Origin of the sequence: Actinopolymorpha alba DSM 45243, from assembly GCF_000373925.1 — a bacterium.
Taxonomy (GTDB): Bacteria; Actinomycetota; Actinomycetes; order Propionibacteriales; family Actinopolymorphaceae; genus Actinopolymorpha; species Actinopolymorpha alba.
The window spans coordinates 107,816-121,208 of sequence record NZ_KB892707.1; the positions used below are offsets into that span (position 1 = coordinate 107,816).

Consider the following 13,393-nt stretch of genomic DNA (forward strand, 5'->3'; position numbering starts at 1 on the left):
GGATGCAGGTCGAGGCGTTGTACCAGGACATCATCCTGGACCACTACAAGAACCCGCACGGCAAAGGCCTGCGGGAGCCTTTCGACGCTGAGGTCTACCACGTCAACCCGACCTGCGGTGACGAGGTGACGCTGCGGGTACGCATCGCCGGCGACGGCGACGACGCGCGGGTCGAGGACGTGTCGTACGACAGCATGGGGTGTTCGATCAGCCAGGCGGCTGCCTCGGTGATGCATGACCTCGTGCTGGGCAAGGGCGTCAAGGACGCGATGCACCTGCACGACGAGTTCCTCGCGCTCATGCAGTCGAAGGGGCAGATGGAGCCGGACGAGGACGTCCTCGAGGACGGCATCGCGTTCGCTGGAGTGTCGAAGTATCCCGCGCGGATCAAGTGCGCGCTGCTCGCGTGGATGGCCTGGAAGGACGCGACCCTGCAGGCATTGGAAACCGAGCAGGCGACCGAGGAGGAAAGCCGCTGATGACCGAGACCGTCAAGACGTCTGAGGACGACGTACTCGAGGCGATGAAAGACGTGGTTGATCCTGAACTAGGGATCAACGTCGTCGACCTCGGCCTCGTCTATGGTGTCGCGCTCGACGAGGGCAACGTCGCCACGATCGACATGACGCTCACCTCCGCGGCGTGCCCGCTCACCGACGTGATCGAGGACCAGACCCAGGTCGCGCTCGACGGCATCGTCGAGGCCTTCCGGATCAACTGGGTCTGGATGCCGCCATGGGGACCCGACAAGATCACGGATGACGGTCGCGAGCAGCTGCGTGCCCTCGGCTTCAACGTCTGACGCCTCGCCCGCGTCCAAGCAGCTCACCCTCGCACCGGAACGCCTGGAACGCTGGCTGAACACCTTTCTCCAGCGGCACGGCGGCCCGGCCGCGGCGGATGATGCCGGCGGGTACGTCGCTGGGGCGGACGTTGTCACCGTCACGGCCGGCGACGGATCCCGTGCGGACTTCGAGGTGCCGTTTCCGCCGTTGACTGTCAATCCGGCCTTGCCGTACGGCGGGCTGCTCGCCCATGCGACCCGGGATCGGTGCGTCGGCGTGGTGCTGGTCCGGCTCGGTGGCTATGCCGCGGGGGTCTTCGAGGGGCGCCGGTTGGTCGCGTCGAAGGTCGGGTCGCGGTTGGTGCAGGGGCGATCTGCCGCCGGTGGTTGGTCGCAGCAACGCTTCGCCCGGCGGCGCGAGAAGCAGGCGCGGGAGGCATTCGGGGCCGCCGCGGAGGTGGTGGCGAGGATCCTGCTGCCGCGGGCACCGTCGCTGGACGCGGTGGTGTTGGGCGGTGACCGGCGGGGGGTGACGCGGGTGATGGAGGACGCGCGGTTCGCGGCCCTACGTTCGCTCGTCTCCGGCCCGCACCTCACGGTGCCCGATCCGCGGCTCGCGGTGTTGGAACGCACGCCGGAGCAGTTCCGGGCGGTGCGGGTGCGCCTCGCCGAGACCTGAGTCACGCCTCGTATTGGGATGCGGTCCGCGGCGGGTTCGTCGTACGTTATGCGGCGTGGCGGATCAGTCGGAGTTCCAGGGCGGCATTGCGGGCATCACGCTGGACTGCCGGCGGGCGGCACCACTCGCGAGATTCTGGGCGGCCGCGCTGGGGTGGAAGGTCCGGCCGTGCGACCAGGCGCCTTTCGAAGAGCTGCTTTCGCTGGGTGCCAGCGTGGTTTCCCGACAGGATCGCTGGGTTGTTCTCGCCGATCCCGAAGGTAACGAATTCTGCGTCATGAACCCGCCGGTTGAATTGGCCGACGGCTAGCCGAAGATCGGCTCGCAAATAGCTCACTCTGCGCTTCCGTTCGTACGCGATTTCGCGGATCGGAACACGCATCCGGCCGTGAATCGTTGACTTCTCATGATTCTGGACACGCGCCTTGCCCCCCGAGGGTTCGTGGATCTTCGACATCATCAGGTGAGCGGCCTGAACTATCCGTCGACCGCGCTCGTGCTCGTCGCGGGGATCCCAGGCGCGGGCAAGACCACTCTCCTCCGGCGGATGTTTGACGGTCGAGCCGGTGCGGCTCTGCCCACGCGTCACGGTGACGTCCGGATCGTCGACTCAGAGCAGACCCGCGAGCAGTGGCGGCCAGCGCTCGGCTGGTTGCCGTACTCCTGGTGGCGGCCAGCCATGCACGCCGCTCACCATCAGCGGGTCCGCGCCGCGATCCGGGCGGGCGGGCCGCTCGTCGTCCACGACTGCGGGACGCGCCCGTTCGTGCGCCGGACGATCGGTGCCCTGGCGGCGGCGCACAACCTCGATCTCCATCTGCTGCTGGTCGACGCGTCGCCCGCCGAGGCACTCATCGGGCAGGGCACGCGCGGCAGGCAGGTGCGGCTGGAACAGTTCGAGACGCACTGCCGCCGCTGGGAGGAACTCCTCGCGGCGGTCAAGGACAGCCCAGAACGCATGGTGCCGGGCGCGGTCTCGGCGGTGGTCATCAACCGGCAGGCGGCGAACCACCTGCGGACACTGCGGTTCGGGTAGCGCCTTCCGAAGCTGACCTCCGCCGAGTGACGGCGAGCTCGGTGAGAGGTCTCGCATAGTGAGCAACTCTCGAACCCGCTCAAGATCATGTGGTCCGACTCGTTCTGGCTCACTATGCGAGACGGCGTCGCCTCGCATCGCGTACAGCCGGCTCGGGCGTCACCGGCGGGCGACGGGCTCGGCTGAATCGTGGTCGGTGCTGACCCGCCGGCGGCGGAGCGCGGATAGCAACAACGGCAGCAGGACCAGTGCCGCCATCAGTGCGAGCAGGACGACCGACGCGCCACGTTCGAAGAAGATCGCCGGGCTGCCGTGCGAAATGATCAGGGTCTGCCGCAGCGTCTGCTCGGCAACCGGGCCGAGCACGACCGCGATGACGAGGGCCGCCGGCGACATGCCGTACCTTCGCATGAAGAACCCAAGAATCCCGCAACCCAACATCACCGCCACCTCGACCATCGAGCCGTTCACGGTGTAGGTGCCGAAGGCGCACAACACGATGATGATCGGGGCGAGGATATGAAAGGGTACCCGCGCGATGCTGGCGAACAACGGAATGCAGAAGACGTTGACCAGCAGCAGCATCGCGTTCCCGAGATACATACTGGCGATGAGGCCCCAGGCGAATTCTGGGTTCTGTTCCATGAGCAAGGGTCCCGGCTGCAGGCCCCACATCAGAAAGCCACCGAGGAGAATGGCGGTCGACGCCGATCCTGGAATTCCGAGGGTCAGCAGCGGCACCATGGCACCGGCGGAGGCGCCGTTGTTGGCGGCCTCGGGGCCGACCAGCCCGGCCATCGCGCCTTTACCGAACTTCTGGGGAGTTTTCGAAACCGCCTTCTCCACGCTGTACGACATCAGCGACGCCACGGTGGCTCCGGCGCCGGGTGCGGTGCCGACCAGGAACCCCAGCAGTGAGCCGCGCAGCATCGGCCCACGGGATTCGCGCAGGTCTTTCCGAGTGGGCCAGAAACCCCGCTCGCGCGCCTTCACCGCGAAGTAGCCGAGCTTTTCGAGGTGTCCGCCGCGATAAACCGAATACAGCACCTCGCCGACACCGAACAATCCGATCGCGACCGGAATGAAGTCGATCCCGTTGATGAGTTCAGGTGACCCGAAGGTGTACCGCTGCGCCCCACCTCCCACGTCAACGCCGACGGTGGCGATGGCAAAGCCGATCAGGGCGGACAGAGCGCCGAGCAGGCGGTTGCGCCCGATCACGACGATGAGGGTGAGGAGCCCCGCGACCACCAGGAGAAAGAGTTCCGGTGGCCCGAAGCTCGTGGCGACCGCCGCCATCGCCGGTGCGGCGAGGGTGATCAGGATCGTGCCGATCGTGCCCGCCACGAACGACGCCACCGCCGCCATCACCAGTGCGGGACCGGCGCGGCCCTGCCGGGCAAGGGGAAACCCGTCAAAGGTGCTCGCCACCGTCGCGGACTCGCCGGGGGTGTTGATGAGGACCGACGTGATCGTCCCGCCGTACATCGCGCCGTAGTAGATCGCGGCCAGCATCACGATCGCGCCGGTGGGGTCAAGGTCGAAGGTGAGGGGGAGGAGGATGGCGATCCCGGCGGAGGGCCCGAGCCCCGGCATGACACCGATCACCATGCCGACAAGAACGCCGAGCGCGAGCAGGAGCAGGTTTTCGGGGCTCAACACCGTCGCGATACCGGTGCCGAGATGGTTGAGGATGTCCACGTACACCCTTCCGTTCTCGGTCGGGATCTGGCCTCACAACAACCCGGTTGGAAGCTTGGCATTCAGGAGAAGGTCGAACAACGCGTAGAGCGCGAGGGGTATGCCGATTCCGAGCGCGATATTCGGCACCACGGAACGCCGGTTGAATAACGTCAACGTGCCAACCAGAAAGGCGCTCGCCGCCACCAGTGCACCGAGAGTCGTAAGGAGAACGAAGAAGCCCACGAGGCCCACCGCCACGAGGGCGAACGCCTTCGGGTGGCGTACCGAATCGGCTCCTTCCGTGGACCCGGACCCACCCCGCACCAGGGCGACCAGGCAGACCACGAAGGCCACAACGCCGATGATTCGCGGAAAGAAACCCGGCCCGATTCCACCTGACGGCGTACGCCAGGCCATCCCGAAAGCGAGTCCGGTGTAGAGCGCCAACACGAGGGCGACGACCCCGAAGAAGAGCGGGCGGCTGCGTCGCCGTACCTCGCTCATATCGCGCCCCGCTCTTTGAGGATGCGCTCGAACTCCTCGCTGGTCTCGTCGAGGAACGTCGTGAAGTCGTCCCCCCACCGCAGATCCTCAACCAGGTCGTTGGCCACGAGATAGTCCTGCCACCGCTTGGTCTGGACGACCTTGCGCATGGTCTTGATCCACCAGTCCCGCACCTCGCGGGACACACCGGGCGGCAGGATGAGGCCGCGCGGCATCGTGGGGAGATCGGTGTAACCCAGGGACTCACCTGTCGGAACGTCGGGCAGCTTCGACAGCGACTCCCGACCCGTGAACAGCAACGGCACCATGTCGCCGGACTCGACCTGCCCCATCACCTCGCCAGGGTTGGAGACCAGCGCCTCCAGGGCGCCCGAGGTCAGGGCGGTCAGGAGTTGACCCTCCTCGTCGAAGGGCACGTAGTCAGTCTTGTAGCCGGCTTTGGTGGACAACAGGTCGTGGAGGATGAAGTCGACGTTGACGGTGCCGATACCGCCGACCGCCACGGTGCCCTTCTTCTTCGCGTGGGCGACCCATTCCTGCCAGCTGGCGATGCCGGACTTCTTGGTGACGACGAACAACGCGGCGTCAGCGGCGAACAACCCGACCGTCGTGAAGTCCTTGTACGTCCATCCCGTGTCGGATTCCAACGGCGTGGTGATGAACGACCCCGACGTGGTGGAGATGACGTACGGATCGCCCTTCTTCTTGAAGAGGTAACCCCAGCCGGTCGCACCGCTGCCGCCCTCGCGGTTTTGCACCGCGATGTTCTTGGGGTAAAGCTTTTCCTTCTCGAGGATGTCGACGATGGTGCGCGCCATGATGTCGTTGCCACCACCTGGACCGAACGCCACGGTCCAGTCCAGGTTTTCCGAGGGATACTCGGATGCGTCCTGACCGGAGTCGCCGCCGTCGTTTTGTCCACACGCGGTGACGGACGCGAGAACCGCTGCTGTCAGTGCGATGAACCGTCTCCTCGGATGCACCTGCATCTTCGCCTCCTTCTTCCGGCCCCGTCACCGGAATCTGGCTGACAGTGTCTCCGATCCCTCGAAGCCATTGGCAAGCTGTCGGCCAAGCCGCTGGCTCCGCGCCCAGGGCGGTGCCGGCTACCCGAAGCGAGGTGGGCGTTTCTCGAGGAACGCGCGGACTCCTTCGGCGTAGTCGGAGGTGTCGAAGGAGGAGTTTCGCAGGCCCGTCGTGACCGCGTCCTCGGCGGACTGCCCGGCCATGATCCGGTTGACGATGGTCTTGGCGGCCCGAACGCTGAACTGCGCCCGGGTCGTGAGGAGGTGCGCGAAGTCGTAGGTGAGCTTCTCGAGTTCGTCGACGGTGGTGGTTTCGTCAACCAGGCCGAGGCGGAGCGCGTCGTCGGCGGCCAGCTGCTGCCCCGACATGAGGATCCATTTCGCGCGCGAGGGCCCCACGAGATCGACCAGCCGCTTGGTGGACTCCAGGCTGTAGACGAGCCCGAGCTTGGCGGGTGTGATCGCCATCCGGGTGCGTTCGTCGCCGAACCGCAGGTCCGCCGCGAGAGCCAGCCCGCACCCGCCGCCGATGCAGTAGCCGTGAATCATCGCGATCGTGGGTTTGCTGAGTCCTTCGAGGGCGCGTTCGGCCGCGGCGACCCGGTCGTTGTAGGCACGCGCGCTGGTGGCGTTGCCGCGTACCTCCTCGAACTCACGGATGTCGGCACCAGACGCGAACGCCTTGTCACCGGCGCCCCTGAGTACGACCGCCTTCACCGCGTCGTCGGCCTCGAGGTCCGCGAGCAGTGCGGGCAGCGCGGTGTACATGCCGAGCGTGATGGCGTTGTGGGTCGCCGGACGGTTGAGAACGACGGTCGCGACGGAGCCGTCGCGGTCAACAAGGAGATCGTCGGTCACGCTTCCACACCTGCCTTGTCGGGCTGGACCTGCCGGCTGGGTTGGAGTTCGGGGTGGGCGTCGAAGGCGATGCTGTCGGCGAACATCGCCTCGATCTCGTCGTTGGACAGGCCGGCTTCGGAGAGCACCTGCGCGGTGTGCTGACCGAGCCAGGGCGCCGGTCCGCGGACCTGGACGTCGAACTGGCTGAACTTCGTGGGCGGGGCGATGGTGTGCATGGGACCGATGATGGGGTGTTCGACGTCCACCACCATGCCGCGGGCGCGCACGTGGGGATCCTGCAGGGCCTGGTCGTAGGTGAGGACCGGCCCGCCGGGCACACCGGCGCGGTCGAGCGCGGCGATCCACTCCTGCGTGGGACGCGTCATGGTGAGGGCCTCGATCTCGCGCTCGAGTTCGTCGATGTGGTCCATCCGGTCAGGCAGCGTACGGAAGCGTGGATCGGTCAGCCATTCCGGGCGGTCCAGCACTCCCGTGACAAGGCGTTCCCACAGCCGGTCGTTGTTGGCGCCGATCGTGACGTAGCCGTCTGAGGTGCGGTACGCCTGGTACGGCGTCGAACGCCGGTGCCGGGTGCCGGTCGGCTCCGGGATCTCCCCGCTGCCGAAATAGGCGCCGGACTCCCAGACGGTCCAGGCCAGACCGGCGTCCACCAGCGAGATGTCGATGTACTGTCCTTCGCCCGTACGGCGGCGAACGAGTTCGGCGGCCAGGATGGAATACGCGGCGGTGGTCCCGGCGGCGATGTCGTTGATGGCGATCCCCACCTTGGCGGGCCGCCCGTCAGGATGGCCGGTCATACGGAGAAAGCCGACGGCGCCCTGCGCCATGATGTCGAACCCCGGCCGGTCGCGATAAGGACCGGTCTGGCCGAACCCACTGATCGAGCAGTAGAGAATGTCGGGCCGCCGCACGCGCAGGCTGTCGTAGTCGATACCCAACCGCTTGACCACACCTGGCCGGAAGTTCTCGATGACGAGATCGGCGTTCTCGGCCAGGCGGAGAAATGCCTCCTTGCCGCGATGGGATTTCAGGTCGAGTGACACGCTGCGCTTGCTGCGGTTGGGCATCGCGAACGGATAGCTCTCGCCGTTGACCTGCGGAGCGAGCCGGCGGGAGTCGTCGCCGGTGATCGGCTGCTCGACCTTGATGACGTCGGCGCCGAGTTCGGCGAGCACCATCGTGCAGTAGGGGCCGGAAAGGAATCGCGTCAGATCGAGGACCCGGAAATCGTCGAGGGGCAACATCGCCGGCCTTCCCGCTGCGAGCGCAATTACCACGAAGTGGGATAACATCCTGTAATTCAGGAAACACTAGGCAGGGAGACCGGGTGAGGTCAACGCATCGCCAGATTCCGAATGCGGCCGGTGGTGTTCAGGAGACGGCTGCCAGTGGCGAAACCGCCGAGCTTCCGGGGCGTCGGCGTGGGGTGCAGTCCATTGACCGTGCGGTCACGATCCTGCGGTGTTTCGATTCCCGACGGCCAGAGCTCGGCATCAGTGACATCGCGCGGATGACCGGCCTGTCGACGAGCACCACGCACCGGTTGCTGGCCGCCCTGCAGGACAACGGTTTGGTACGCCAGACCCGCGACCGCCGGTACGCCCTCGGCCCGCTGCTCGTGCAGCTGGCCCGCAGCGGCGCCGTACCCACCACCGTCCGCGAGGCGGCGCTCCCCGCCATGCATCGCCTTCGCGATGACGTGGACGAGACCATCGGTCTGCACGTGCTGCTGCCGACCCGCGAGCGAGCGGTCATCGACCAGGTCGAGAGCCGGCAGCCGCTACGTCGCACCTACACCGAGTTCGGCGCGCCGATCCCGTTGCCGTTGGGCGCTCCGGGTAAGGCCCTACTGGCGTACCTTCCCCACGACATGCAGGAGACGGTCCTCGCCCAGCCGATTCCGGCGGCCACCCCCAGCACGCCCACCGACCCGGCGTCGCTGCGGGCGCAGCTGGTCGAGATCCGCCGGCACAACATCGCGATGTCGTACTCCGAACGCACCTCGGGAATCCACACCATCGCCTCGGTGATCTTCGACGGCGCTGACCTTCCGGTCGCGTCCATCAGTATTTCCGCGCCCGCCGTCCGGATGTCCGACGAACGCATGCGGGAGCTCGGCCCGCGGGTCGCGACGGCTGCCTGGTCGATCTCGGAGGCGCTCGGTGCGACCCGCGACGGTGTGTTCGCCCAGATCACCGTCGCGGGTCTGCCGTCTGAGTAGCAGTAGCGTCAGACTCCGGTGGCCACACGCGGATCGCCGCAGGCTTGTGGGGTCCGCTCCGCGGGCGGCTCTCGTGCGGGTCGATGACTGACCGCCGACGGCCTCGCGTGACCGTCTTGGACCACGGCCGGCCAAGCCGCCGCCGGTGCCCGTGGTGCTGACCACAGAAGCGTAGACCGGTCTCGACGCCGGGCGCGTCCGCCGATCGGCGATACCACCCGCTACTTCCGTAGAGGTACGCCGGCACGCACCTGCATCCCACGGTGTAGCGGAAACAGCCTTCTCCCGCGCGATGCCCGTACGCCGCCTTCGCGGACACCATCGAGGGGTCAGTGCGTACCCGAGCGCCCGAAGCGCCATGCGTACCCGAAGGAGTGGCAACCGTGATCTTCGTCGAGCTGATGTCCGAGGAGGGCGCCGCCGAGGTCGTGATCGAGTCCGGCCGAAACCTCACCGACCCAACTGCGGAGGCCGCGGAGCTCCAAGCGATAGGAGAGGTAATGACGAGACCGCTGTCACATTCGAAGGTCCGGGCGCTGGGCCCGGTCCTGCCTTCCACTGGTGGATCGATCGGACTGACTAGGAGTGACCAGGAATGACACCAATGCAGCGTCGTACCTTCCTGCTCTCGTCGTTGGCAGCCGGATTCGGCACCGTCGCCGGTGGTGGCCTTCCGGGCCTCGGCCCGGTCGCGTCCGCCGCCGGGCCGGTCAAGGCGAGGCCCGTGGACAGCGCGCCAGAGGTTCGGGTGGGGAGTGGCCGGCTGCGGGGTCGGATGGATCGGGGTGTGGCAGCGTTCCTCGGGATCCCGTACGCCGCCCCGCCTCTCGGGGCGTGCCGCATGCGGCCTCCAAAGCCGCCCGTGCGGTGGGAGGGCGTGCGCAGTGCTACCGAGTACGGGCCGACCTGCCCGAAATACATCCCCGATTCGGAGGACCCGGTGCTCTTCCCGGAGGTCGTGATCCCCGGCGATGAGTGCCTCAACCTCAACGTGTGGACCCCCGATCCCCGGGGATCCGGGTTGCCGGTAATGGTCTGGATTCACGGCGGCGAGTTCAGGAAGGGGTCCGGATCCGCCCCGCCTTACCGGGGGACCTCCTTCGCCCGCGATGGGATCGTGTGCGTCACAATCAACTACCGGCTCGGTGCGGAGGGCTTTCTCTACCTCGATGACGGCACCGCCAACCTGGGGTTGCTGGACCAGATCGCGGCGCTCGAGTGGGTCCAGGACAACATCGCCGCGTTCGGTGGCGATCCCGGGAAGGTGACCGTCGCCGGCCAGTCCGCCGGCGCCATGAGCATTACGACCCTCATGGCCATGCCCCGCGCACGGGGCCTGTTCCGCCGGGCAATCACCCAAAGCGGGGCGGCCGCCCAGACCCTCACGACCCAGGCCGCCGCAGACGTCACCTCGAGGCTGGCTGGGAGGCTCGGAGTTGCCCCGACCCGTAGCGCCTTCAGCGAGGTATCAGTCGGACGGCTCGCGCGGGAGGTGTCCGCCCTCGTCGATGAGGCCCAGAGCGGCTCCGATCCCTCCAAGTGGGGGGAAAGCCTCCCCTTCGCCCCAGTCGTTGACGGCGACACCCTCCCCGACCACCCGCTCGACGCGTTGAGAGGGGGCGCCAGCAGCGACGTGCGGCTCCTGGCCGGGTGGAACCGGGACGACATCCGGATCGGCCTGGTCCCCAACGGCATGATCGACAGGCTCGACAGGCTCGACGAGACCGCCCTCGCCGCACTCGTGGGCGCCCTCGGCGCACCCGAGGGGACGGTCGAGCTCTACCGGGCAGCCCGGCCGGGAGCACCCAACGGGGACCTGGTCGCTGCCATGACCACCGACTGCTTCATTCGGATCCCGGCGATCCGGGTCGCCGAGGCACGCCTGGAGGCCCGCAGGCCCAACGGCAGACCCATCGGCAGGCCCAATACCTGGATGTACCGCTTCGACCACGAGTCGCCGAGCTTCGACGGCCGCCTCGGCGCCGCCCACGCGGTGGAGATCCCGTACGTGTTCGACCTCCTCGACGAGAAATCCGTGCGTGACCTCATCGGCGACCAACCACCACAGGTCGTCGCCAATACTGCCCACTGCGCCTGGGTCCGCTTCGTTGCCAACGGCGACCCGGGCTGGACCCGATACAACCTGGCCAACCGGCGCACCGCGCTGATCAACGAGCGAATCACCGTCGTCAACGACCCAGACAGTGCCGAGCGCCAGGTGTGGGCCCGCTGACGCTGATCGGGAGACGTCACTCGGTGTCAGCTGCGTGGTTCGACGAACGCCGCGAGGTCTGCGGCACGCCTGGATTTTCCAAGTGGAGTCCAGGCGTGCCGCCTTTACCGGCGTTGTCGGCCATCCGCGAGACGTTCTGGAGGTATCGCTGATACCGATCCGGCGCCCTGCGTCGCACTCCCGCCGGCGACATGCTGGACGGGCGGCTCTTCAGCGAGCCCGATCCGGGTGTGGAGCCGGCGGAGTGGTCCGGGCGCCCACCAGTTCGCCCGGCCGGCCAGGCGCATGAACGCCGGCACGAGCACGCCCCGGATCAGGGTGGCGTCCACGATCACCGCGAGCGCCATCCCGATACCGAGCTGCTGCAGGAAGACCACCCGGCCAGTGGCGTACGCGGCGAACGACACGGCGAGGATGGCCGCCGCCGCGGTGACCAGCGGCGCGCTCCGGGCGATGCCGAGCGGCACGGACCCGACCGCGTCACCGGTGCGGTCGTACTCCTCCTTGATCCGGGACAGCAGGAAGACCTCATAGTCCATGGACAGGCCGTAGGCGATACAGAACATCAGGATCGGAATGCTCGGCTCGATGGAGCCGGTCGGCGTGAAGCCGAGGAGGCCGGCGAGATTGCCCTCCTGGAAGACGAAGACGAGGGCACCGAACATCACCGACAGGCTCAGGCCGTTGAGCACCGACGCCTTCAGAGGCGCGACCACGCTTCCGGTCATGAGGTAGAGCACGACGAACGTCACCACCACGATCAGCCCGCCGATGAGGGGAAGCCGGCTGGTCACACCGTCGCGGTAGTCGGTGAGCTCGGCGGGGTAGCCGCCGACCAGCACCTCGAACGGCGCCGGCACCGCCCGCACGTCGCGGACCAGTCCGGTCGCGTCGGCCTCGAGGCGTTCCGAGGACGGTACGACAGACAGCCAGGTGGCGGCGCCCTCGCCGGTGAATCTCGCGCCGTCTGGCCCCTCCACCCGCTGCCCACCCACGTAGGAGCCGGCGGCGGAGTCCACCCGCACCACACCGCGCAGGCGCGAGAGGTCCGCGGCGTACGTGCCGGCAGCGGTGGCGTCCCCGTCCGGTGCGACCACCTGGATCGCGTCAGCCTCCTCTTGCGTGAAGCCGGCCCTGACCTGGTCGTACATCTGACGCGCCGGCGCCGAGCTCGGCAGGACCCGGTCGTCGGGCAGCCCGAAACGCACGTCGAGAAACGGCGAACCAAGCAGCAGCAGGACCGCGAGCGCCGCACCCCCGAGCAGGACCGGCCGGCGCATCACCTGGGTGGCCGTACGAAACCAGAAGCTCGCGGTCTCGTCCCGCGTCTGGACCCGTCCGCGACCAGCTACCGCACGTGGCGCGACCCGGTGGCCGAGCAGCGTCAGAGCCGCCGGCAGGATGACTGTCGCGCCGATCACCGCGGCGATGACGACGGCGATCCCGGCGTACGCGAACGAACTCAGGAACGGGAACGGGAAGGCGAACAGCACCGCGAGCGAGGCCGCCACCGTGCCACCGCTGAAGAGGACGGTACGCCCGGCGCTGCGGATGGTCCGGCGTACCGCGTCGGGCACAGCGGCGCCGGCGTGCAGCTCCTCCCGGAACCTGAAGGTGACGAAGAGTCCGTAGTCGACGCCGAGTCCGATGCCCATGACGAGGGCGATGTTGGACGCGAACGTCGACACGTCGGCGAAGCCGAGGACGCCGCGCAGGATGGCCAGCGAACCCACCACGGCGAAGAGACCGATGCCGACCGTGACCAGGGCAGCGGCCAGTCGCCGGTAGACCCACCACAGCAGGAGGAGTACGGCCGGAATGACGATGAGCTCGGCCCGGAGGAAGTCGGCGCGGGCTTGTTCCATGACCTGCCGGAACACCTCGTCGCCGCCACCGACCTCGACCTTGATGGTGGCGTCCTCGCGGGTGAACTCGGGGGCCAGGGCAGGGAGGACGGCGCGGCGTACCTCGTTGGCGTCGCCCGGCACCCACGCGAGCACCATCGCCTGGCGGGCGTTCTCGCCGCGGAGGGTGTCGGCGTGGCCGCGCGACCAGTACGACCAGGCGTCACGAACGCCCGGATAGGCGGCGAGCTCGCGGGTCAGCGCCTGGCCCGCGGCCGCGACGTAGGGACTGTCAACCGTGCCTTGCCGGGCGGTCACGAGCAGGGCGACGTTCGGGCTGCCGGTGTCGAACTCGCGGGCGAGGACGTCGCGGGCGCGCATCGACTCCGAGCCGGGCGCCTCGAAACGGTTGAGGGAGAGCAGGTTGATGGTGCCCGCGCCGACGGCACCGGCCAGGACGGTGACGAGGAGGCTCGCCACGACGATCCAGGCTGGCCTGCGGGTGACGAGTCTTCCGAGCATG

14 protein-coding genes are annotated in these 13,393 nt (G+C 68.0%); 8 read left to right on the forward strand and 6 right to left on the reverse strand.

Features of this window, described 5'->3' with window-relative positions; all coding sequences use genetic code 11:
• Positions 1-2: 2 nt before the first annotated feature.
• The 5 genes from sufU to B141_RS38245 all read left to right on the forward strand — a co-directional run bounded on the left by sufU (position 3) and on the right by B141_RS38245 (position 2,499).
• On the forward strand, positions 3-479 hold the full coding sequence (gene sufU / locus B141_RS0100465; RefSeq protein WP_020573196.1) for a Fe-S cluster assembly sulfur transfer protein SufU: 477 nt from the start codon (positions 3-5) through the stop codon (positions 477-479).
• Positions 479-802 (forward strand): metal-sulfur cluster assembly factor, encoded by a 324-nt coding sequence (locus tag B141_RS0100470; protein ID WP_020573197.1) that lies wholly within the window; start codon positions 479-481, stop codon positions 800-802. Before sufU ends, B141_RS0100470 begins: the two co-directional genes overlap by 1 nt.
• A complete protein-coding gene (locus tag B141_RS0100475) occupies positions 780-1,463 on the forward strand; it encodes an acVLRF1 family peptidyl-tRNA hydrolase (RefSeq protein WP_020573198.1) in 684 nt (227 codons plus the stop codon). Before B141_RS0100470 ends, B141_RS0100475 begins: the two co-directional genes overlap by 23 nt.
• A gap of 55 nt (positions 1,464-1,518) precedes the next feature.
• On the forward strand, positions 1,519-1,773 hold the full coding sequence (locus B141_RS0100480; protein WP_020573199.1) for a VOC family protein: 255 nt from the start codon (positions 1,519-1,521) through the stop codon (positions 1,771-1,773).
• Between the two features lie 153 nt (positions 1,774-1,926).
• The gene (locus tag B141_RS38245) at positions 1,927-2,499 is read left to right on the forward strand and encodes an AAA family ATPase (RefSeq protein WP_020573200.1); all 573 of its coding nucleotides are present in this window, start codon (positions 1,927-1,929) and stop codon (positions 2,497-2,499) included.
• A 159-nt stretch (positions 2,500-2,658) separates the two neighbouring features.
• On the opposite strand, the gene B141_RS0100490 is transcribed toward B141_RS38245, so the two are convergent.
• The 5 genes from B141_RS0100490 to B141_RS0100510 form a co-directional block, all read right to left on the reverse strand.
• Positions 2,659-4,206, reverse strand: coding sequence for a tripartite tricarboxylate transporter permease (locus B141_RS0100490; protein WP_020573201.1), 1,548 nt, complete (start codon positions 4,204-4,206; stop codon positions 2,659-2,661).
• 27 nt (positions 4,207-4,233) lie between these two features.
• Positions 4,234-4,686: a tripartite tricarboxylate transporter TctB family protein gene (locus B141_RS0100495; RefSeq protein WP_020573202.1), complete on the reverse strand. Its 453-nt coding sequence runs from the start codon at positions 4,684-4,686 to the stop codon at positions 4,234-4,236.
• Positions 4,683-5,675 carry a Bug family tripartite tricarboxylate transporter substrate binding protein gene (locus tag B141_RS0100500; RefSeq protein WP_020573203.1) on the reverse strand — a complete coding sequence of 331 codons (993 nt, stop codon included), beginning with the start codon at positions 5,673-5,675 and terminating at the stop codon, positions 4,683-4,685. Before B141_RS0100500 ends, B141_RS0100495 begins: the two co-directional genes overlap by 4 nt.
• Positions 5,676-5,792: 117 nt before the next feature.
• Positions 5,793-6,569: an enoyl-CoA hydratase-related protein gene (locus B141_RS0100505; RefSeq protein WP_020573204.1), complete on the reverse strand. Its 777-nt coding sequence runs from the start codon at positions 6,567-6,569 to the stop codon at positions 5,793-5,795.
• Positions 6,566-7,816: a CaiB/BaiF CoA transferase family protein gene (locus tag B141_RS0100510; RefSeq protein ID WP_020573205.1), complete on the reverse strand. Its 1,251-nt coding sequence runs from the start codon at positions 7,814-7,816 to the stop codon at positions 6,566-6,568. Before B141_RS0100510 ends, B141_RS0100505 begins: the two co-directional genes overlap by 4 nt.
• 83 nt (positions 7,817-7,899) lie before the next feature.
• Between B141_RS0100510 and B141_RS0100515 the strand changes: the two genes are divergently transcribed.
• The 3 genes from B141_RS0100515 to B141_RS0100525 all read left to right on the forward strand — a co-directional run bounded on the left by B141_RS0100515 (position 7,900) and on the right by B141_RS0100525 (position 11,026).
• On the forward strand, positions 7,900-8,793 hold the full coding sequence (locus B141_RS0100515; protein WP_020573206.1) for an IclR family transcriptional regulator: 894 nt from the start codon (positions 7,900-7,902) through the stop codon (positions 8,791-8,793).
• Positions 8,794-9,176: 383 nt separating this feature from the next.
• A complete protein-coding gene (locus B141_RS0100520) occupies positions 9,177-9,392 on the forward strand; it encodes a hypothetical protein (protein WP_020573207.1) in 216 nt (71 codons plus the stop codon).
• Positions 9,389-11,026 carry a carboxylesterase/lipase family protein gene (locus B141_RS0100525; RefSeq protein ID WP_202805604.1) on the forward strand — a complete coding sequence of 546 codons (1,638 nt, stop codon included), beginning with the start codon at positions 9,389-9,391 and terminating at the stop codon, positions 11,024-11,026. Before B141_RS0100520 ends, B141_RS0100525 begins: the two co-directional genes overlap by 4 nt.
• A 104-nt stretch (positions 11,027-11,130) precedes the next feature.
• On the opposite strand, the gene B141_RS0100530 is transcribed toward B141_RS0100525, so the two are convergent.
• Complete coding sequence (locus B141_RS0100530; RefSeq protein WP_020573209.1) at positions 11,131-13,392, reverse strand: MMPL family transporter; 2,262 nt, start codon at positions 13,390-13,392, stop codon at positions 11,131-11,133.
• Between the last annotated feature and the right edge of the window lies 1 nt (position 13,393).

Bases quoted from the DNA above. Each gene is read 5' to 3' on its own strand.
- B141_RS0100525 (WP_202805604.1), top strand. From the start codon at position 9,389: ATGACACCAATGCAGCGTCGTACCTTCCTGCTCTCGTCGTTGGCAGCC.
- B141_RS0100510 (WP_020573205.1), bottom strand. From the start codon at position 7,816: ATGTTGCCCCTCGACGATTTCCGGGTCCTCGATCTGACGCGATTCCTT.
- sufU (WP_020573196.1), top strand. From the start codon at position 3: ATGCAGGTCGAGGCGTTGTACCAGGACATCATCCTGGACCACTACAAG.
- B141_RS0100495 (WP_020573202.1), bottom strand. From the start codon at position 4,686: ATGAGCGAGGTACGGCGACGCAGCCGCCCGCTCTTCTTCGGGGTCGTC.
- B141_RS0100530 (WP_020573209.1), bottom strand. From the start codon at position 13,392: ATGCTCGGAAGACTCGTCACCCGCAGGCCAGCCTGGATCGTCGTGGCG.
- B141_RS0100500 (WP_020573203.1), bottom strand. From the start codon at position 5,675: ATGCAGGTGCATCCGAGGAGACGGTTCATCGCACTGACAGCAGCGGTT.
- B141_RS0100470 (WP_020573197.1), top strand. From the start codon at position 479: ATGACCGAGACCGTCAAGACGTCTGAGGACGACGTACTCGAGGCGATG.